General features: G+C 68.5%; 22 protein-coding genes. 10 read left to right on the top strand and 12 right to left on the bottom strand.

Going from position 1 to position 19,478, the window contains the following annotated elements; translation table 11 throughout:
• Nucleotides 1–39 precede the first annotated feature (39 nt).
• A complete protein-coding gene (locus FOH10_RS19810) occupies nucleotides 40–489 on the bottom strand; it encodes a hypothetical protein (protein ID WP_244961290.1) in 450 nt (149 codons plus the stop codon).
• Nucleotides 490–492: 3 nt separating this feature from the next.
• Nucleotides 493–615, bottom strand: a complete 123-nt coding sequence (locus FOH10_RS36075; protein WP_255056467.1) for a hypothetical protein — start codon at nucleotides 613–615, stop codon at nucleotides 493–495.
• A 199-nt stretch (nucleotides 616–814) separates the two neighbouring features.
• Here FOH10_RS36075 and FOH10_RS19805 point away from each other — a divergent pair, with 199 nt between their 5' ends.
• A complete protein-coding gene (locus FOH10_RS19805; protein WP_143981864.1) occupies nucleotides 815–1,549 on the top strand; it encodes a Crp/Fnr family transcriptional regulator in 735 nt (244 codons plus the stop codon).
• Nucleotides 1,550–1,758: 209 nt separating this feature from the next.
• Here FOH10_RS19805 and FOH10_RS35765 read toward each other — a convergent pair whose 3' ends face one another.
• The 4 genes from FOH10_RS35765 to FOH10_RS19790 all read right to left on the bottom strand — a co-directional run bounded on the left by FOH10_RS35765 (nucleotide 1,759) and on the right by FOH10_RS19790 (nucleotide 5,450).
• Nucleotides 1,759–2,013, bottom strand: a complete 255-nt coding sequence (locus FOH10_RS35765; protein WP_244961289.1) for a hypothetical protein — start codon at nucleotides 2,011–2,013, stop codon at nucleotides 1,759–1,761.
• A 183-nt stretch (nucleotides 2,014–2,196) separates the two neighbouring features.
• Entirely contained in the window at nucleotides 2,197–2,832 is a 636-nt protein-coding gene (locus FOH10_RS35760) for a flavin-containing monooxygenase (RefSeq protein ID WP_244961288.1), read from the bottom strand.
• 14 nt (nucleotides 2,833–2,846) lie between these two features.
• Entirely contained in the window at nucleotides 2,847–4,064 is a 1,218-nt protein-coding gene (locus FOH10_RS19795) for an MFS transporter (RefSeq protein ID WP_143984205.1), read from the bottom strand.
• 48 nt (nucleotides 4,065–4,112) lie between these two features.
• Nucleotides 4,113–5,450 carry an FAD-dependent oxidoreductase gene (locus FOH10_RS19790; RefSeq protein WP_143981863.1) on the bottom strand — a complete coding sequence of 446 codons (1,338 nt, stop codon included), beginning with the start codon at nucleotides 5,448–5,450 and terminating at the stop codon, nucleotides 4,113–4,115.
• 101 nt (nucleotides 5,451–5,551) lie between these two features.
• On the opposite strand from FOH10_RS19790, the gene FOH10_RS19785 reads away from it, so the two are divergent.
• Nucleotides 5,552–6,412, top strand: coding sequence for a helix-turn-helix domain-containing GNAT family N-acetyltransferase (locus FOH10_RS19785; RefSeq protein ID WP_143981862.1), 861 nt, complete (start codon nucleotides 5,552–5,554; stop codon nucleotides 6,410–6,412).
• Between the two features lie 37 nt (nucleotides 6,413–6,449).
• Here the strand turns inward: FOH10_RS19785 and FOH10_RS19780 are convergent, their stop codons facing one another.
• Both FOH10_RS19780 and FOH10_RS19775 read right to left on the bottom strand, forming a co-directional pair.
• Nucleotides 6,450–7,160, bottom strand: a complete 711-nt coding sequence (locus FOH10_RS19780) for a GNAT family N-acetyltransferase (RefSeq protein ID WP_244961287.1) — start codon at nucleotides 7,158–7,160, stop codon at nucleotides 6,450–6,452.
• A 60-nt stretch (nucleotides 7,161–7,220) separates the two neighbouring features.
• On the bottom strand, nucleotides 7,221–8,108 hold the full coding sequence (locus tag FOH10_RS19775; protein ID WP_143981861.1) for a DUF1963 domain-containing protein: 888 nt from the start codon (nucleotides 8,106–8,108) through the stop codon (nucleotides 7,221–7,223).
• Nucleotides 8,109–8,312: 204 nt separating this feature from the next.
• Between FOH10_RS19775 and FOH10_RS34880 the strand changes: the two genes are divergently transcribed.
• The 6 genes from FOH10_RS34880 to FOH10_RS19745 all read left to right on the top strand — a co-directional run bounded on the left by FOH10_RS34880 (nucleotide 8,313) and on the right by FOH10_RS19745 (nucleotide 13,404).
• The gene (locus tag FOH10_RS34880; RefSeq protein ID WP_186000536.1) at nucleotides 8,313–8,750 is read left to right on the top strand and encodes a hypothetical protein; all 438 of its coding nucleotides are present in this window, start codon (nucleotides 8,313–8,315) and stop codon (nucleotides 8,748–8,750) included.
• A gap of 108 nt (nucleotides 8,751–8,858) precedes the next feature.
• Entirely contained in the window at nucleotides 8,859–9,641 is a 783-nt protein-coding gene (locus tag FOH10_RS19765) for a DsbA family protein (RefSeq protein WP_052373137.1), read from the top strand.
• Nucleotides 9,638–10,480 carry a cytochrome c biogenesis CcdA family protein gene (locus tag FOH10_RS19760; RefSeq protein ID WP_143981860.1) on the top strand — a complete coding sequence of 281 codons (843 nt, stop codon included), beginning with the start codon at nucleotides 9,638–9,640 and terminating at the stop codon, nucleotides 10,478–10,480. Before FOH10_RS19765 ends, FOH10_RS19760 begins: the two co-directional genes overlap by 4 nt.
• 69 nt (nucleotides 10,481–10,549) lie before the next feature.
• Nucleotides 10,550–10,885: an ArsR/SmtB family transcription factor gene (locus FOH10_RS19755; RefSeq protein WP_029928352.1), complete on the top strand. Its 336-nt coding sequence runs from the start codon at nucleotides 10,550–10,552 to the stop codon at nucleotides 10,883–10,885.
• A gap of 1 nt (nucleotide 10,886) precedes the next feature.
• A complete protein-coding gene (locus FOH10_RS19750; protein ID WP_143981859.1) occupies nucleotides 10,887–11,840 on the top strand; it encodes an SRPBCC domain-containing protein in 954 nt (317 codons plus the stop codon).
• A gap of 346 nt (nucleotides 11,841–12,186) precedes the next feature.
• Entirely contained in the window at nucleotides 12,187–13,404 is a 1,218-nt protein-coding gene (locus FOH10_RS19745; protein ID WP_143981858.1) for a PucR family transcriptional regulator, read from the top strand.
• Here the strand turns inward: FOH10_RS19745 and FOH10_RS19740 are convergent.
• Nucleotides 13,394–14,410, bottom strand: a complete 1,017-nt coding sequence (locus tag FOH10_RS19740; protein ID WP_143981857.1) for an FAS1-like dehydratase domain-containing protein — start codon at nucleotides 14,408–14,410, stop codon at nucleotides 13,394–13,396. The two genes, FOH10_RS19745 and FOH10_RS19740, sit on opposite strands and share 11 nt — an antisense overlap.
• A gap of 27 nt (nucleotides 14,411–14,437) precedes the next feature.
• A complete protein-coding gene (locus tag FOH10_RS35260; protein ID WP_221937845.1) occupies nucleotides 14,438–15,055 on the bottom strand; it encodes a YdcF family protein in 618 nt (205 codons plus the stop codon).
• Nucleotides 15,056–15,321: 266 nt separating this feature from the next.
• On the opposite strand from FOH10_RS35260, the gene FOH10_RS19730 reads away from it, so the two are divergent.
• Complete coding sequence (locus FOH10_RS19730) at nucleotides 15,322–16,536, top strand: esterase/lipase family protein (protein ID WP_143981856.1); 1,215 nt, start codon at nucleotides 15,322–15,324, stop codon at nucleotides 16,534–16,536.
• Between the two features lie 66 nt (nucleotides 16,537–16,602).
• Here the strand turns inward: FOH10_RS19730 and FOH10_RS19725 are convergent, their stop codons facing one another.
• Entirely contained in the window at nucleotides 16,603–17,301 is a 699-nt protein-coding gene (locus FOH10_RS19725; protein WP_029928362.1) for a TetR/AcrR family transcriptional regulator, read from the bottom strand.
• A gap of 114 nt (nucleotides 17,302–17,415) precedes the next feature.
• Here FOH10_RS19725 and FOH10_RS19720 point away from each other — a divergent pair, with 114 nt between their 5' ends.
• Entirely contained in the window at nucleotides 17,416–18,804 is a 1,389-nt protein-coding gene (locus FOH10_RS19720; RefSeq protein WP_143981855.1) for an ABC1 kinase family protein, read from the top strand.
• On the opposite strand, the gene FOH10_RS19715 is transcribed toward FOH10_RS19720, so the two are convergent.
• Nucleotides 18,801–19,289 (bottom strand): response regulator, encoded by a 489-nt coding sequence (locus FOH10_RS19715; RefSeq protein ID WP_143981854.1) that lies wholly within the window; start codon nucleotides 19,287–19,289, stop codon nucleotides 18,801–18,803. The two genes, FOH10_RS19720 and FOH10_RS19715, sit on opposite strands and share 4 nt — an antisense overlap.
• Between the last annotated feature and the right edge of the window lie 189 nt (nucleotides 19,290–19,478).

Genomic DNA, 19,478 nt, shown 5'->3' with positions numbered 1-19,478 from the left:
GGCTATGACGATGCCGACACCAGAGTGGTGCCGGGCGGCCTACTGCCGATGTGCGCGCCAGGCCAGCAGCATGCCGAGTGCGCCGCCGAAGAGCAGGTGTTCGACGATGAAGGTCGGGTAGCCGACCATGCTGGCCATATCGCTGATCGGATCGCCGCCGCTGAAGATCGCGGCCGCGAGGGGCAGCCCGATCCAGGCGCTCACCGCGAAAACGATCAGGCCCCAGACGATTCCGGCCATGGTGAGCACGGCCAGGCCGTGCGGTTTGGCGACGCGGGCGATGACGGCGAACAGTGCGCCGTACATGGCGCCGACCATCATGTGGATGACCGCGCCGAGGACGGCGGGGCCGAAGGAGAAGTAGAACAGTGATCCGTCGCCCGCGCGTGCCATGGAGGTCATCATGGTGTCGGGAGCGATGAACGTGGTCGCGATGCGGTAGAGCGGGGTGAAGAAGCCGGTGCTCTGGTAGGTGGCGGCGGCGATCATCGCCTAGGCGGCCATCACCATGGCGGCGGCGAAGCCGAGGAGTGCACCCCATCCGGCGGCGACGCCGACGGCCCGCCCGGTGACGGTGCTCGGGGAGAACGAGCTGCTGGAAGCCGAGGTGGCCATGACGGAAATCCTCTCGATCCGAGGTGCGCGGTATCACCTTCAGCCAACCTCGCCCGGCCGGGCTGTCGCGCATCGATTGTCAGGTGCATGACAATGTCGGTGTCCCTGTCGCTTCACCTGTGCGACAGTCGAGGCGATAGCGGGTGAGCTCGGTGGGTTGTCTGTGGATGCGGGGCACGACGCGAATCGAGAGGATCCGATGAGTCGACTGGAACGGCCGTTCACACAGCTGGTGCGGGCGGTCGGAGGTGAGGCGTACTCCGACGATCAGTTGCGTCAGGCGGCGTGGATCGCGCGTTGCGTGGGACGGGGCGAGTCGGCTCCGCTGGGAGCCGACGACCTGACCGCGTTGGCGGATTTTCTGGAGTTGCGGATAGCGCCGCCCGGAACGGTGCTGTTCACCGCTGGCCGTCCCTCCGACGGAGTGTGGGTGATCCGGCACGGACGGGTGGAGTTGTCGGTGGGCTCGGGTCGTCGGCGCGCGATTGTCGATGTGCTGCGGCCGGGCGACGTCGACGGGGATATTCCGCTGCTGCTGGATATGCCGCTCATGTACACCGCACGGGCACTGACGGATACCACCTGTCTGTTCCTGTCGCAGGCGGCGTTCGAGAAGCTGCTCGCCGCGCGTCCGGCCATCACTCGCCGCTGGCTGTCGAGTGTTGCCCAGCGCACCTCCGCGGCCCAGAACCGGTTGTTGAGCATTCTCGGGCGGCCGCTGCCCACCCAGGTGGCGCAGTTGCTGCTGGACGAGTCGGTGGACGGGAAGGTGCCGCTGGCCCAGCGCACCCTCGCCGCCATGATCGGGGTGCAGCGGCCGTCGCTGAACAAGGTGCTCAAGGATTTCGAGCGCGACGGGTTGATCGGCACCGGCTACGCGGCGATCGAGATCAGGAATCCGGACCGATTGCGTGCGATACAGCGACGATCCTGATGGCTAGCTCGAGGTCCTTGCGCTCGGCGGACTTCTCGGGGGTGCCCTCGACGCGTACCCCGTTCCAGAAGGCGACGTGGTTCGCGCGCATCATCGGATTCCATACCTCCTGCAATCGATTCTCCTCCATCGAATCGCGCGCGACCGGACCTGCGCGAGTGAACTGTCAGGGTGCTGACCCGATCGGCGATTCCTTGTCGAAGCGCCGGTCAGTCGATCGGTCGGCTGGCGCGTGGTCTCGGCGAGAGCAGCTCCCGTGCCAGTCGGTCCGCGTCGCGGCCGACGCCGCGCAGGGAGTTCGACGAAGGGCTGCGCTGCCATTCGAGGCCGACGTATCCGAGCCCGATATGCGTGGTGGACAACCCCATTCGGTGCCGGGGCAGGCCGGTGTCGGTGAGGGCGGCGATGTCGGTGAGATAGGGCAGGTGCGGGCGGTAGCCGGTGGCCAGGATGATGGTGTCCACCGGCCTGCGGGTGCCGTCCGGCCAGGTGGCCGTGCCGCCGTCGAGATGGGGGAACAGGCGTGTGCGTGTCGGTGCGCCGGTTGCGAGGGCCGCTCGGTAGCGGCCGGTGTCGAAGTCCGGCTGCGTTGGTGGGTTTCGGATGAAGCGGCCGAGGGGGAGAGTGTCGAATCCGGTTGTGCGCAGCTAGAAATGCACGTCGCGACCGAGTGGACGTTGCGGGAAGAATCGCACCGGTGTGCGGGAGGCGAGGGTGACGGTTGCCGTGGCGGCGAGTTCGGTGGCGATCTGGACGGCGGAGTTGCCCGCACCCACCACGATCACCTGCTGGCCGTCGAAGGCATCGGGTGCTCGATAGTCGCTGGCGTGCAACAGCTTTCCGGCGAAACCGGTCTGGCCGGGCAGCGTCGGCAGGTGTGGTGCGCCGAAGGTGCCGCTGGCGGCGATCAGTCGGGGTGCGCTGAACGTGCCGCCGGTCGCGGTGTGAGCGGTGAAGACGTGATCCCGATGGGTGACCGATTCGACCCGTTCACCGAGGCGGATGTCGGCGTCGAGGGTTGCGGCGTAGCGGCGCAGGTAGGCGACGACCTCGTCGCGGTGCGGGTAGCGATCCGGATCACCCGGGAAGGGCAGGCCCGGTAGCGAGCTGTAGCGGGCGGGGGAGAACAGGGTGAGGCTGTCGTAGTAGCGCGGCCAGGACCCCACCGGCTCCGTCCCGGCCTCCAGGATGGCGACGGACAGGCCACGGCGGGTCAGATGGTGGGCGGCGGCGAGTCCGGACTGGCCGCCGCCGACGATGAGGGCGTCGTATTCGGTGGGCATGGTGCCCCTTTCGTTCAGCGCGAGATTCGAACGGTGCGTGCGGCCAGTACGGAGGCCGGTGCCGCGAGGAGGGCGAGTGCGAGGTAGGCGCGGGCGTAGTCGCCGGTCCAGGCCGAGAGCAGGCTGCCTGCCCAGGGGGCCAACGCCATGACGATGACGACCGGTGCGGCCAGCAGGCCGTTCAGTCGGCCGTAATGGGTTGCGCCCCAACGGTCGGTGATGGCCGTGGCCTGGATGAGGGTGAACAATCCCCTAACCACTCCGGCGCCGATGCCGATGGTGATCAAGACCGGCACCGTGGTGCCGACGCCGAGCAGCGCGGTCGCGAGCGCGGTCGCCGCGACGATAGCCACCGTCCGCGCCGCCACGCTGGTGCGGGCGGCCAACGCCAAGTAGCCGATACGCCCCAGCAGCTGCCCGGCCCCGCCGAGACCGAGTGCCAGCGCCGCCAGTTCCGGGGAGAACCCGCGCTCCTGGAGGAGCGGAACGAGATTGAACAATCCGGCGGAGGTCACGAACGCGGTCACACACAGCGTGATCACCAGGGCGGTGAACGCGCGGCTGCGGGCGATGGCGGTATGGTCGTCGAACGCGGCGGTGACCGGCGCGGGCGGATGCGGCCACGCGCCGCGCAATCCTGCCCAGTGCGCGGGCACCGTCACCACGGCGAGGACGACCGCGAGCGCCAGATAGGTTGTCCGCCAATCGGATCGCTGCGCCAGCACGGCGGTCAGCGGTGCGAACAGGGTGCTGGCCAGTCCGGCGGCCAGCGTCAGGATCATGAGCGCGCGCACCCGCTCCGCACCCCACCAGCGGGTCAGCGCGGCGAAGGCGGGCGGGTACAGCACCGCGCCCATGGCGGTTCCGGCCGCGAACCAACCGGTGAAGAACACCGCGAGATTCGGTGCGGTGGCCACGACGACCAGTGCCGCCGCGCCCACCGCCGATCCGGCGGTCATCACCCCGCGTGGACCGGCGCGATCGAGTACGCGGCCGACCGGGATCCCGATCAAGGCGGCGGTCAGCTGGCTGATCGAGAACGCCGCCGTGATCACCCGCGCCGACCATCCGGTATCGCGGGTGATCGATACGGCCAGCACCGGGAACGCGTAGTAGAGCACGCCCCAGCTGGTGATCTCGGTGAGGCACAGCACGGCCAGGACGCGGCGCAGTCCGGCACGGGTGAGCGCGCCCGTCCGCGGCGCGGTCTCGGAGTCGGGCTCACCCGCCATCCGATCACCGCGCCCGGAGGAGTCGCCGCGCGATGTCGTCGCCATCGATCAGGAATCGGCGCGGACCGACCCCAGGGAGATCAGCTGCGGTGTCGGGGATCCGCAGCAGCCACCGCCGTCGCCGTCCGGCTCGGATTCGTCGACCACGCCCGCTCCGCCGCAGACTCCCGTCTCGGGCAGGGTGAGTTCGACGCGGGCGGCGGACTCACGATCCCCGGCGAGTTCGGCGGCGATGCTGCGGACCTGCTCGTATCCGGTGAGCGCCAGGAAGGTCGGCGCGCGACCGTAACTCTTCATGCCCGCGAGGTAGAACCCGGGCTCCGGATGCGACAGCTCGGCCGCGCCGTGTGGGTACACCGTGCCGCAGGAATGCACGTTCGGGTCGATGAGCGGGGCGAGCCGCACCGGGGCCTGGAGCACCGGGTCCAGGTCGAGGCGGAGCTCCGACAGCCACGACAGCTCCGGCCGGAAGCCGGTCAGCGCCACCACTCGGTCCACGCCTTCGACGCGAGTGCCGGACTCGGCCGTCAGCGTGATCCGTTCGCCGTCGGATTCCACTGCCGCCGTGCGGAACCCGGTGACGAGCCGGAGCAGTCCGGCGTCGACGGCGGCCTTGGCGCGCAGGCCGAGGGCGCCGCGTGCGGGCAGCTGATCGGCCGCGCCGCCGCCAAAGGTGTCGCCGACCTCGCCCCGGCGCAGTACCCAGGTCAACCGGGTGCCCGGGGCGTCCTTCGCCAGTGCCGCCAGGGCCACGATCGCGGTCAGCGCCGAATGACCGCTGCCCGCGATGACGGTGTGCGCACCGGCGTACCGGGCCCGCTCGCGCGCATCGTCCAGGTCGGGTACCCGATATGAGATCGCCGCGGCCGCAGCGGATTCCCCGAGGGCGGGCAGTCCGTCGCCGCCCAGGGGATTCGGTCCGGTCCAGGTGCCCGAGGCGTCGATGACCGCGCCTGCGGTGACCCGCTCTTCGCCGTCGGCGGAGCGCAGCCGCACGATCAGCGGTTCGGTGTCGCGTCCCGCGCCCACCACCCGGTCGCGACCGCGCCGCGTCACCCCGACCACCTCGACACCGAGTCGAACCACTTTGTCGCCCAAGGCATCCGCCAGCGGAAGCAAGTAGTCGTGCGCCCAATCCCGCCCGGTCGGATACGTATTCGGATCCGGTGCGGTCCAGTCGGTGGACTCCAGCAGCCGCCGGGCGGCCGGGGCGATCAGCTCACCCCAGCGGGAGAAGAGCCGCACATGATTCCACTCCGACACCGCCGCGCCCGCCCGCTCGCCGCGTTCGAACACCAGCGGGCGCAGTCCGCGTTCCCCCAGTTCGGCCGCCGCCGCCAAGCCGATCGGCCCGGCTCCCACCACGACCACAGGCAACTCGTTCATCGGAAGATCCTTCCATCGATACTCATCGATTTAGTGCTTCGAACTCTATCGACCACTGTCGATGAAAGCAACCATTGATGTACATCGATATAGTGGAGGGCATGACGTCGCTGGATATGCCGGTCGTGCGGGCCGAATACCGCGTGGACACCCTCCCGGTCGCCGATGCGACCACCTACGCGGGCTGGTTCGCCTGCCTGGCCGACCCGACGCGGGTGCGCCTGCTGCACCACGTCGCCAGTCGACCGGCCGGGATCACGGTGGGGGAGATCGCCGAAGCCCTCGGCATCGGCCAGCCGACCGTCTCCCACCACGTGCGCAAACTCGCCGATGTGGGGTTCGTGCTGGTGCACAAGGAACGCACCAGCACCGTGGTCACCGTCAACCCCGCCTGCTGCACCGGTCTGCCGCATGCCGCCGACGCCGTCATGGGCGTGCTGCCGCCGCAACCGTGCTGCCCCCAGGACATCCCCGACGATGTCACCGTCCGCGCCATGACCGATGCCGACTGGGACGCCGTGCTCCGCATCTACGGTGAGGGAATCGCCACGCGCAATGCGACTTTCGAAACGGAGGTGCCGGAGCGCGCGGACCTCGATGCCACCTGGCTGCCCGGGCATCGCTGGGTCGCCGAGATCGACGGCGCGGTCGTGGGCTGGGCGGCGCTGGCCCCTGTCTCCCGCCGTGACTGCTACCGAGGCGTCGCCGAAACCTCGGTCTACGTGGCCGCGAGCATGCGGGGCCGCGGTGTCGGCAAGGCGCTGCTGCGCACCCAGGTGTGCACCGCCGACGAGGCGGGCCTGTGGACGCTGCAGAACTCGATCTTCCCCGAGAACCGCGCGAGTATCGCCCTGCATCACGCGGCGGGCTTCCGCACCATCGGCGTGCGCGAGCGCATCGCCCGCCTCGACGGCGAATGGCGCGACACCGTCCTGCTCGAACGCCGCGGTCCGGTCGCCTGATCATCGCCGCGCCGACCGGATCACCGGCGATATCGGTCTACGGTGCCCCGTTGCCGGCTCGCACGGCCCGGTCGAGCCGAGCGGTCAGCCGCGTTCGGGTCGCGGGCCAGTCCTCGGCGATGATCGAGAACAGCACGCTGTCACGAACGGTGCCGTCGGCGCGACGGAAGTTGCGGCGCAGCACCCCCTCGTAGCGAGCGCCGAGACGCGCGATGGCCTGCTGTGAACGATGGTTGCGCACATCGGTTTTCAGCTGCACCCGCCCCACGCGCAACTGTTCGAACGCGAATTCGAGGAGCAGCAGCTTGGTTTCGGGATTGACGCTCGTCGCCCATACCGCCGGGTCGTACAGCGTGAACCCGATCTCCATCGCCGCATCACGCGCGGACACCGCGAGATAGGCGGTGACCCCCACCATCGTGTCGGCGTCCACGTCGCCGATGCGCCGCCGAGTCCGCACGGTCCACAGCTGCCAATCCGGTTGCCGGCCGGTGACTTCCAAGTGCTCGCGAAATCGCAGCGGATCCGACGGCCGCCACGGCACGTGCGCCCACACCCGGTCGTGATCGAGCGCCGCGAACAGCGCCGTCGCGTCCGCGGCCGGGTCGAGCGGTGTCAGCCGCACCGTCGCACCGACCAACTCCGTCGTCGCGGGCACCGGCCAGATCATCTCCGGCCACGGTTCGTCGGCCGGACGGGGATCCGGAACGGGTGTGAACCGGTGCGGTTCGTCGATGCTCTCGCTCACGGCAGCACACTAGTGGGGTCGTGCCGCCGCGAGGAATCGAATTCTTGTGGAGCGGCCGGATCAATCGTGCTCGTGGGCGATCGGGCGGTCCGGGCATCGACGGCATTCGAAGATGTAGACGCCTCCGGAGCGGCCGATGTGAACGCCGACCGGTTCGAGTCGATCGGTCGGGTAGTAGGAGTCCGCCCGGATCGCGGGTGCCGTCCGCTCCTCCAGCGGCAGCCAGGTGCGCCAGCTCTCGCCGTCGTATTCCGAACTCGGCACGGTGAGCAGATGCTCCATGCGCTGCCCGCAGGACGCGCAGTCGGGCCAGACCGGATCGGTGGACCAGCCCGGATATCCGCCGAGCTTGATGCCCGGGGCGGTGGACAGGTGGTACTGATACTCCCAGCCGGTGTCCGCCGTGAGCTGCTCGAACCGGGGTCGCAGCGCACCTCTGAGGCGAGGGTGCAGTTCCAGATCCCAGCTGGGGTACTCGGCGACTTGCTCCGGATGCGCCAGGCACGGTGACGGGATGTATTCCGGCTCGGCGGCCGCGGGCAGCGCCGGGGCCGTCCGCATCGTTCCAGCCGTCGCCGAGTCTCGCCAGAACACCTGTGGGCGTGGACATTCGAGCTCTTCGTGATCGAGCGGGCACCACAGCACCTGGAGGAGGTCACGGCCCTCCGGAAACGGGAGTCCGGGAGCGTCCCGCCGCCACACCTGCACGATCGGCACCATGGGCACCTCGTCGTCGACCGCTGTGGCCGAGGCGATCCCGAAATGCGGCTCCTCGCAGACCGGCCACGGTTCATCCTCCGGCCACCGCAGCGGCCCGCCGACCGAACTGTCCGTGGCCGTCGGCCGACCGGGCCTGGGATGCAATCGCACCGTATCCAGGCGCAGCGCGGCCAGTTCCGGAAAAGTCTCCTCGATATCCACCGGCCGGGCCGGTGTGCGAAAGCTCATTCAACATCCCCCGATGTGACGCAACGGATCAACCGCTGTCCGAGCATAGGCCACCCGACAGTGGACTGTCGGGCCGGTCGAACACCGCGTACGGCACGCTGGCGCGGAAGGATTCCCGCACGCCCGAGCTGGGGCAGTGTCCGAAGGGTTGCCCGTCTGCACTGTAATCCGGCCCGTCCGTGGCGGTGTCGTACACTCGGCGGCGTGAGTCTCCGATCCGGTTCGCGTCGACGGGTGGCTTCGCAGCGCCGTCCCGCGCTGGTCGGAGTCGTGGTGACGGCTGTTCTCGGCCTGGTTGTCAGCCTGGTCGCGGCATGTGCGTCCGCTGATCGGTCTCCGACTGCCCAGCGGGTTCCGGAGGTGGCGGCGGTGTCCGCCGGAGCGGCGGCGGAGGCGACCGGTACGGCGGCCGTCGCGGTGAACGCGGACAAGGCACCGGGTTGCCGGAAGATGCCTGAACAGCCCCCGACGCCGCTGCGGGATGCCGCGTCGCATCGGGAGGACATCCGGATACCGGTCGCGATCCGGGAGACGCCGGACCCGGCCGTGGCCGGACGCTCACCTTCCGTGCGGCCGGTGCCGATCGAGACGACGGGCCCGCCGATATCACCACTGGATCTGACTACTGTCCTGCGGATTTAGACGACCCCGGACAGCACCGACTCGCCGTCGGCGGGCGGGCTGTATTCGGCATGTCCTCGAGTCGTAGGTCGCGCGTCCACGCCGGACGTGCGTAGTCAGGAGTCTCCCATGTCCAATCGTTCCCAGCGCCGTGTCCGGAACACCCCGGCCGCACGGCCGTCCGCTCGACCGGCCATCGCGAAAATCGGGGCGGGTCTCGCGGTGTTCGCCGCGGTGGCCTTGCTCGTGATCGCGATCTCGCAGATCGCCCACACACGCACCGAGGAATCCGCACGGGCGGATTCGGCGGCCACGTCGACGGCGGACGACGAGATCATTCGGCAGCTGGCCGCCCTGGCGCGCCGAGACGCCGCCGACCCCATGGCGCGCGGTGCGGTGGACGCACCGGTGGTGATGATCGAATACTCCGATTTCCAATGCCCGTACTGCCAACAGTTCGCCCAGCACACCGAACCGGAACTGGTGCGGCGGTATCTCGACAGCGGGCAGTTGCGCATCGAGTGGCGGAGTATGGCGTTCTTCGGGCCGGAATCCGAGGTGGCGGCGCGGGCCGCCTGGGCGGCGGGGCAGCAGGGCCGCTTCTGGGAGATGCACGATCTGCTGTTCGCCCATTCGCCGGAGAAGAAGAACACCGGTGCGTACACCGATGACACCGTGACCGAGTGGGCGATGCGCGCCGGGGTCGCCGATATCGCCAAGTTCCGGGCGGACCTGAATTCCGATGCGGCGCGCGACGCCGTGGACGCCGATATGAGCGAGGCGATCGGGATCGGAGTCGGCTCCACGCCGGCCTTCCTGATCAATGGGCGGCCGATCCTGGGCGCGCGGCCGGTCGAGCAGATGATCGCGGTGATCGAAGCCGGGCTACGCGACCGGGAGGGCGTCAAGTGAGCTCCGGAATCGGTTATGCCGCAGCGTTTCTCGGTGGAGTGCTGGCTTTGCTGAGCCCGTGCGGCGCACTGCTGCTGCCGAGCTTCTTCGCGTACTCCTTCGGTGCCACCGGGAAATTGATGTCCCGCACCGGCATCTTCTACCTCGGCCTGTGCACCACCCTGGTGCCGCTCGGTGCGGCCGGATCACTGCTCGGGGGCGTGCTGACCCGGCATCGCGAACTCGTGATCGCCATCGGCGGCTGGACCATCATCGCGCTCGGAGTGGTGCAGATGCTCGGTCGCGGTTTCGCTTTCGGTTTCGCCCAACGCGGAATGGCCAAGCACGGCGGATCCGAGAAGTCTGGTGCGGTCTATCTGCTCGGCATGGTCTACGGACTGTCCGGATTCTGCGTCGGCCCGATTCTCGGCTCGATTCTCACGGTGGCGGCCCTGAGTTCCTCGCCGGTGCACGGCGGCACCCTGCTCGCCGTCTACGCGCTGGGCATGGCCCTGCCGCTGTTCGTCCTGGCCCTGCTCTGGGATCGCTTCGACCTCGGTCGCCGCCGCTGGCTGCGCGGCCGCCCGATCACGATCGGGCGTCTCCACCTGCACACCACATCGCTGCTCTCGGGCGTGTTCTTCATCGCCGTCGGCGCACTGTTCCTACTTTCCGACGGCGGCTCGATCATCGCCGGAAATGCCGACGCCAGTGTCGATCTCGAAGACCGGGTGTTGCGTCTCACCGCCGCCCTGTCCGACACCACGGTGCTGCTTCTGCTCGGCGCGGTCGCGCTGCTGCTGGTGGCGTGGCGATTGCTCCGTGCCCCTCGACGCGAGGGGGACAGCGTCGAGGTGTGAACATCCCCGGCGCCGTGTCGGATGGCCGCACCCGTTGCCTTTATATTCCCTCGCGGCTATATTGCCGGTATGGCATATACGTTCGAGGTGGTGGCCGAGCCACGGCGTCGGGAGATACTCGACCTGCTGCGGGATCGCGACCGGCTGGTGGGGGAGCTGGTGGCGGAGTTGCGGCTGGCGCAGCCGACGGTCTCCAAACATCTGAAGGTGCTGCATCGGGCGGGGCTGGTCGAGGTGCGGCGGGATGCGCAGCGCCGGTGGTATCGGCTGCGACCGCAGCCGCTCGCCGAGATCGACCTGTGGCTGGCCCCCTACCGCTCGCTGTGGGAGACCAGTCTGAATGCCCTGGAGCGCCATCTCGACACCATGCCCGACGACACCGCGCCCGATGACGAGGAGGAATGACATGGACGACCGGGCTGAGCTGAATGTCGTTCGCGGCGAACCGATCCTGCGGCTCGAGCGCCGTCTGGCACACCCACCCGAGAAGGTGTGGAAGGCGATCACCGACCCGAAGGAGCTGGTCGCCTGGTTCCCGGCGATGGTGGACTACACCGAGTTGCGGCCCGGTGTGCCGATGCGGTTCACCTTCCCGGGCGAGGCCGTGGTGGACGGCACCTGGGCGGGTGAAGTCCTCGAGGTCGACCGGCCCAAGGTATTCATGTTCCGCTGGAGCCACGATGTGCTGCGCTTCGAACTGATACCCGACGGGGCCGGGTGTCGGCTGGTGTTCACCCAAACCATCGGTGGCGGCGGAATCGGTCGCCTGGGCGCGGCCCGCTCCGCGGTCGGCTGGGAAGACTGCCTGACCGAACTCGTTGCCGCACTCGACGGCGTGGCGGCGAGTCCGAACGGTGAATTCCTGCCCCGGGTCGAGCGGTACATCGCCGCATTCGACTTGGGCACCGGCGTTCTCGCCGAAGCGGGCGATGACCGCGACATCCGGTTCGTCCGCGATCTGGTCTGGAAGCCCGCCGACGAGGTGTGGTCGGTGCTCGTCGAGGACGCCGCCGCGGCCGTCGGCGGGCAGCCGCCGGTGCGTGCGTACAACGAGCACATCCCGATCGGAACCGTCACCGCCGTCGAGCCGCCGCGAATACTCGAGTACAGCTGGCTCCACGACGGTGTGCCGGTCGGCCGGGTTCGCTGGACCGTCGTCACGGACCCGGAGTTCGGCACCCGCGTCGAACTGAGCCAGACCCTGCCACGCCACCTGATCGCGCTGGCTCCCGAATTCCTCGCCGCCTGGCACGTCCACCTCGACCTGTTCTTCGCCGCGGTCCACGGCGAGGTGCGCTGCGGCTGGCCCGCCGACCGCGTCGCGGCCCTGACCGAGCGGTACGCGTCGATCGTGTCGTGAATGCGGCCGGTTGTGGCAGGCCGTGGGCATTCGCCTCGGCGGCAGTGTCATTCGGGCTGAAAGTGCGCGCGGGCCGGAGTGTGCGCGCGGATCAGCGGCCGCTGCCCGGTCGTCGTCTGTGGGACTGGGCGGAGCTGGGCGATGAAAAGTGAGCGCTTGTGTACAGGCGGCGCCGTCTCGAACTGGTCGAAAGTCCGATTCTGTGGACAAGGCGGCTGGTCGTTCGCCGGGTGCGCCGATACCGGGGTCGCGGCGCGAAAGGGGAGTAGAAGGTGAGCGCTTCTTCACTTTAGGCTTCGATCATCGGCCGAAAGGACCGCAGCACCTGGGCGGAAAGGAGTCGACGATGACATCCAACGAGGCACTCCGGGCGGGACTCACCCTCTCGGGAAAACCCATGTCCTCCCCGCTACAGGACGTGCGCGCCGTGTCGAGGCGACTGGTCGGACACTTCGTCGACAACGTGATCCCCTGCGGCACCCTGCCCGGCGACATCATCGCCGGGGATGTCACCACGATCACCAGGTTCTGCCTACGGCTGTCGGTCAGCATGCTGGACGGGCAGGACATTCCGGCGAAGACCGACCGGCTGGCCGCCGCGGCGGCGGGCTGGGCGCGCGAAGGCGTGCCGATCGACACGATCCTGCATGCCATCCACGAGGGATTCAAGGTCGGAATGGATCTGGTGCTGTCGAATGCGACGGCCAACGACTACGACAATCTCGTGGGCGGTGCGAAATTGGTGGTGGAGATGCTGGACACCATGAACGCCACGGTCGCCCGTGCCTACGTGAGCGAACATCGGGCGGCCGTCAGCGAACATCACACCGCCGTGCACACCCTGACCTCGGCCCTGCTGGCGGGCTGCCCGACCTCGACCATGGCCCGGGAGTGCGGGATCGCCATCGCGGAAGCGTATTTCGTACTGGCGCTGGATATTCCGATGCATCCGGACGAACAACATCCGATGCTCGACGGCAAGGTCGTCGCCCGGCGCAAACTCCGGCGGCTACAGACCGAACTCGGCGCCCGCTGCGGTGAGGACGCACTCGCGCTGCTCAGCGTGGACGGCGGCACGATCCTGCTGCCGACGGCGGGCCGCCGCGACGAGCATCTCGACGAACTGCTCGAGCACCTGTCGGCCGCCGCGCGGGTGTCGGTGACCGCCGCCGTGGTCACCGCCGCCGTCGACGATGTGCCTGGTGCGGCCGATCGCGCCCACGAGGTGCTCGACATGGTGCAGCGGCTCCATTGCGTTCCGGGCCTGTACCGATTCACCGATATGGCACTGGAATATCAGCTGACGCGGCCGGGGCCGGGCCGCGAGGCCCTCGGCTCACTGCTGGATCCGCTCGACTCGCATCCCGAACTGCTCGACACCCTGCTGAGCCATATCGCCAACAATCTCAATCGCCAGCGCACCGCCCGCGAGTTGCACATACACACAAATACCGTGGACTATCGACTGCGCCGCATCGGGCAGCTGACCGGATTGGATCCGACGGTGACTTCCGGTCTGTGGCAGTTACGTTCGGCGATCATCGCCCGCTCTTTCACGGAGTGAATTCGAGGGTCGTGTGACGTGCCGCAGGGGGCGGAAAGCGCACCTCCGCACTCGCATAGCCGAAGAGCTTGCGGCCCTGCGATATCGCATTGAGCGAGACGGTGGCGGTGCGGCGGATGCGGTCGCAGGCGACGACCCGCCCGCTGAACTCGATATCGACCGCATCGGCCCGCGGCACCGCCAGATAGTGGACCTGGTTGGCGAATTCGGCGCGGTAGGTGGTCACGGCTGCGGGGTCGCCGGTCCACGAGGTGAGGTACCCGGCGGTGAGCGCCAGCACGAGGATGCCGGGCGCGACGACCACCGGCTGCCCGGCGGAGGCGGCGCACTCCGGCATGTCGACATCCCCGACGGCGCGCGCGTAGGTGGCCAGATCGCGTCGGGTCAGTGTGGTGCCGGCGGTGGGGAGATCGGTGTCGACGGTCAGCCGGTCCAGATCGACGCGTGTCCGCGGTCGCCGGAGGCGTCGCACCGGGGCGAGGGCGGGTTCCCGGTCGAATCCGGCTCGCGTACGCATCGACGAATGCGGACCTTCGGGCGGCGCGGTGCGGGCGAGCAGAGCGGTCGATCCGGTCTGAACCGGCATTCCGTGCTGGTCGGTGAGCACCCCGTTGATGGTGATCACGTCGAAGTCGTGGAACTGCCGGAACGACTCGAAATAGATGTCGCAGGTGAGTACGTCACCCGCGAGCAGGGGACGGCCGATCTCCAGCGTTTGATCCACGTGCACGATCCGGTCGAGCCGATATCCGGTGATCAGCGTCCGCAGGATCTCACGTCGGGCCTGCTGCCAGATCAGCGCCGCGAAGGACGGCGGCGCCACCACGGCGTCGAAACCCAATCGCGCCGCCGCGGCCTCTCGCCAGTGCGCCGGGTGATACGCCTGAACGGCCCGGGCGAACTCCCGAATCCGAGTGCGCTCCACCCGGAACGGTTCCGCGCAGCGGTAGTGATGCCCGACCAGCGCCCTGGCCTGTCCGGCCGCACTGGCCACGGTGTTCGACATGGTGTCTCCCTTTCGAATCGGGCACGGCTACGGCAGCGGGCCGTAGTGCAGGAGGACGGGTAGCTGGTCGGGGGTGAAGGTGTCGGCCAGGTCGATGCCCGCGGCCCGGAAGATCGCGGTGGCCCTGGGCATATGGTCGGCGGAGGTGATCAGCAGTGCGTCACTGCTGCCGACCCGTGTCATCATCTCGGCGGTGTAGGCGGCGTTCTCCACGGTGGATCGCGCGGCCGGTTCGACATGGATGCGCGCGGCCGGAATGCCATGGGCCACAAGCCAGGCCGCCATGGCCTCGGCCTCGGTGACGCCCGACCGCGGGTTGCCGCCGGTGACGATGACGGGGGCGGTCGGCGAGACGAGCGCGCCGAGATAACCGGCGCGCAGCCGATCGATCAGCTCCGGGCGCATGGTGCCGTCCGCACGCAATCCGTAGCCCAGGATGACGATCGCGGTGCCGGGGCCGTGCGCCGTGGGCAGCGGAAGACCGGCGGCGGACGGCAGCGCGGGCGGCGGCGCGGCGGAGCCGGTGCCGACGGCACTATCCGCCCGGGCGGCCGAACCGGTGGTGAGCGCGGCGGCGGTCAGCACCGCCGCCGCCACGACGCTGCCGAAACACCGGAACAATCGATCGACGGGTAAGTCGCGCATGTGGACTCCAGGATCACGCGAGGGCTGTAGGGAATGACGGTCGGTCTGTCGATGATTCGGCCGGATGTCATGGCGATGGGCAATTCGACGCCATTCCTGGAGATCTCACCGAGAGACCGAAATCGGATTGGTGAGGTTTGTCAGAGTTCGTTCCGGTCGCGTCGAACGGAATCTTTTCCGGCCTAGCGTGAACGCGGTTTCGGCGCCCGGCATTTCGTCGCCGGTCGCGGAACCGGAATCACCAGCGGGATACAGGAAGGCGCGAAATGAGACGAAGTACCCGCCGCAGGACGGTCATGGCGGCGGTCATGACCGGAGTCTCGATACTGGCCATCGGATTCGCAGGACCGACCGTGCACGCCGAACCGGAATCCGCCCCGACCGAACAGCAGTTGGCCGACATCATCGGTGCGGGGCTGAAAGATCCAGCGGCACGGCCGATCGTCGACTCGGGCAGTGCGGGCTCCGGGTCGGCGTGCACCTCGGGCAGCGGGGCGGGGTCGGGCAATGGCTCCGGCGACTGCTACGGCGGTTCCGGATCGAGCTCCGGCTCGGCGGGCGGATACGCCTCCGATACCGTGGGGCACGGCCCGGCCATGACCTCCTGGGTCGCGGCCTTCGGCCACGGCCTGCTCAATCCGGATGTCGCGCCGCCGGGCGCGAACGACTGGAACTGCAAGCCCACCGCCGAGCATCCGCGGCCGGTGCTGCTGGTGCACGGCACCTGGATGAACGCCTACAACGGATTCGCGTACATGGGCCAGCCCATCAAGGACGCCGGATTCTGCACCTTCACCTTGAATTACGGGCGCTCGAACCTCGTCGAGGGCGGCGGACTCGGATCGGTGCTGCCCGGCGTCATGGGCACCGGCTACATCCAGGACTCGGCAAAGCAGTTGGCCGCCTTCGTCGATCGGGTGCTGGCGGCCACCGGCGCCGAGCAGGTCGACATCGTGGCGCACTCCCAGGGCGGCTCGATGGCGAACTGGTACACCAAGTTCGAGGGCGGCGCGGCGAAGGTCCACGACCTGATCACCTACGGCGCGACACATCACGGCACCTCGCTGGTCGGGATCGGCGCGCTCGGTCGCGCCATCAACAACCTCGGGATCGATGTGCTCGGCCTCGTCGAGATCTTCGTGGGGCACGCCGGAATCCAGCAGACCATCGGCTCGGATTTCGTGAATCGGCTGAACGCCGACGGCGATACCGTTCCCGGGATCGAGTACACCATCGTGGCCACCCGCTACGACGAGATCACCAATCCGTACGATCTGACCTTCCTGCGGCCGGGACCCGGTGCGCGGGTGGACAATATCCTGCTGCAGGACGGCTGCGAACAGGACCTGTCGGATCACCTCACCATGATGTACTCGCCGCGGTCGCTGTCCATCGCGCTGCGGGCGCTCGACCCGGTGCGGTTCCCGGAGCTGGTGTGCGACTTCAACCCCTGGCTGGTCGGCGGCGGCGGATCGCTCTGACGGACGGCTCGAACAGGCCCACCGGGAGCTGACCCCGCCCGGTGGGCACGCCCCACGCCGATGCCGTCAGTTGGCCGCAGCGACGCCGTCGACCACGGGAGTCGTTGTGGCCGAGACGGTTCGAGCGTCGCGCTGCTCGGACTCCATCCACGCGCTGATCATGCGCGCGGTCGAGGCGATGGCCTCGCGGCGGGCCTCCCCGTCGACATCCAGCGCCGAGGCCCGCAGTACTCCCGCGAACCCGGTGTTGATCAGTACGAAGGTCATGACGTCGTACCGGTGATCGTCACCCGGTCCGAGCAGTTGGATCAGCAGCACCTTGACCAGCAGGCGCAGCCGCGGTTCGAATTCCGGGAGACCGCTGCTGTAGAACTGCACTCCGGCCACCAGGGCGCGCACCAGTTTCGCATTGGCCACCAGCTCCTCGGTGAACACCTCCAGCAGTTCGGTGATCAATTCCGGCAGCGCATCGACGAATGTCGAGTTGACCTGTTCGCGCGATATCTCGGAAACCCACTGGGTGAAGCGACGTTCCGAGCTCTCCAACAGCCGCCCCAGCAACTCGTCCACGATCACGGAGCGATCGGAGAAGTACCGGTACAGGGTGCCGATGCTCACCCCGGCCTCGGCGGCGATCCGATTCGTGGAGGTATCGGCGATTCCGCGTTCACCGAACAGGCGTGCGGCGGTGTCGAGAATGTGTTCCCTGGTCGCCTTCGCGCGCTCCTGGGTCGGACGACGGCGCTGTCTGACGGCTTTCGTCATCCTCGCGATCTCCTGTCGTGCGGTGAAAGTCGAGCTTTGCTCATCTTAGGGTGTTCCAGATCACTGCGGTGCGGTATGTTGATGCGCCACACGTGGCACAGGGAGGTGCGCGCAATGGCCGGTCGAGTGCCTTCGGGGCGGCTGGAGCGGGGAACTCGACTGGGTCGACTGGCCGCGGGGCAGGCGATGCGCGGCATCGGCACCAGGCTGTCCATGATCGGCCGTCCCGACGAGGCGCGACGAATCCTCGCGGAGCGCTCCACATTACAGGCCGCGCAGCAACTGGTCGCCGTGCTCGGCACCATGAAGGGCGCGGCCATGAAATTGGGGCAGATGCTGTCGGTGCTCGATCTGGATCTCGTCCCGGAATCTCATCGGGAACTGTTCCGGCAGAAACTCGCCGAACTCCAGGACCGGGCGCCGGTGGTCGAGTTCGCGCAGATGCGCGCGGTCGTCGAGGACGGACTCGGACCGCTGTCGCGGGTATTCGCCGACTTCGACGAGGAGCCGATCGCCGCGGCCTCGATCGGCCAGGTGTATCGGGCGCGGCTGCGTGACGGCCGCACGGTCGCGGTGAAGGTGAAGTATCCCGATGTGGATCGGGCGGTGGCCGCCGATATGCGCAATCTCGGCATGATCAGCGGGCTGCTGCACGCCGTACTACCCAGTGCGGGTGACGCTTCGGTACTGGACGAGATCAGCCGGAATATCGGCGGGGAACTCGACTATCTGCGGGAGGCGCGCAACCAGCATCGCGTCGCGTCGCGATATCGCGACCACCCGCTCATCACCGTTCCGGACAGCATCGCCGAATACTGCACCCACAATGTGCTCGTCACCGAATTCCTCGACGGAAAGCCCTTCGAGCACATTCGCTCCCTGCCCGCCCGCGACCGGGACCGTATCGGGGAGCTGATCTACCGCTTCTACATCACGTCGCTGTTCTCCGACTACGAGTTCTGCGGTGATCCGCATCCAGGCAATATCCTGCTGCATTCGGACGGTCGGCTCGGATTCGTCGACTTCGGTCTCTACAACCACATGAATCCGGTCGACGTGGAATTCGAGCGCACCGGAATGCGCGCCGCGGCCGAACAGCGCGCCGAGGATCTGTACCGGCACTGGGTCGACCGCGGCATCATCGCCCCGGATGCGGAAGTCAGCGCGCGGGAATGCCTCGACTACGTGTGGGCCGCCGCCGGATGGCATCTGCTCGACGAGGACATCACCATCACCCCGGAGTGCGCCACCGGTGCGGTGGTGTGCGCCATCGACCCCCGAATGTCCGAGTTCCGAGGCATGCGACAGCAATCGCTGCCACGCGAACACGTGTTCTCCCGCCGCACGGATCTGTGGACCTGTGCCGTACTCGGACGCCTGGAGGCGACCAACAATTGGCATCGGCTCGCCCGCGAATGGCTCTACCACGAGCCGCCGCAGACCGAGATCGGACGGACCATCGCGCGCTGGCACCGCGACCGGACGCGACGGGCCGCCCGTTAACGCTCGGCGAGCGCGCGGCGACGGAACTCCCGCATCAGCACCGGGGTGGCGTGGCCGTCCAGATAGGACTCGCCCGCGGCCACGGCCTTCACCGAGTCGGCGAGCGCCAGACCGGTGAGATCCTTGACGATATAACCGGCCGCACCCGCACCGACGGCATCGAGCATGGCGCCCGCGCTGACATCGGAGGTCAGAATGAGGAAGCGGGTGGCGGCGTCGGCCGGGACACTCCGGCACAACTCCAGCCCGTCCCCGTCCGGCAGCTGCGGTTCGAGGATCACGACATCGGGTCGCAGCTCGGCGATGAGCAGCCGGCCCTTGGCCAGGGTGGCGGCCTCACCCGCCACCGATACCGCGGGATCGAGGTCGAGCAGGTCGCGAACCGCACGTCGGACCGCACGCTCCTTGTCGACCAGGAGCACGCGGACCCGTCTCGCGGACGCGGGGCGGGAGCGGCCGGAGCCACAGTGCGAGGTGGTGCTCATGCCTCGACGATCCTCCTGCCGCCCCCGCGGCAACCGGTGAGAAAGCAACCTGCCGCGAGGACTTTCGGCACCGAAATGTCGGGCACGTGATGTCGGCGACCCCGGTTTGTCCCCGTGCCGATCACCGGTAGCGGCGCGGCCCGGCGGAATCACAATTCAAGATCGAAACCCGGCGGAGTGGCGGCGGGC

Source organism: Nocardia otitidiscaviarum (assembly GCF_007362295.1).
Lineage (GTDB): Bacteria > Actinomycetota > Actinomycetes > Mycobacteriales > Mycobacteriaceae > Nocardia > Nocardia otitidiscaviarum.
This window is presented reverse-complemented; position numbering and strand designations above follow the sequence as displayed.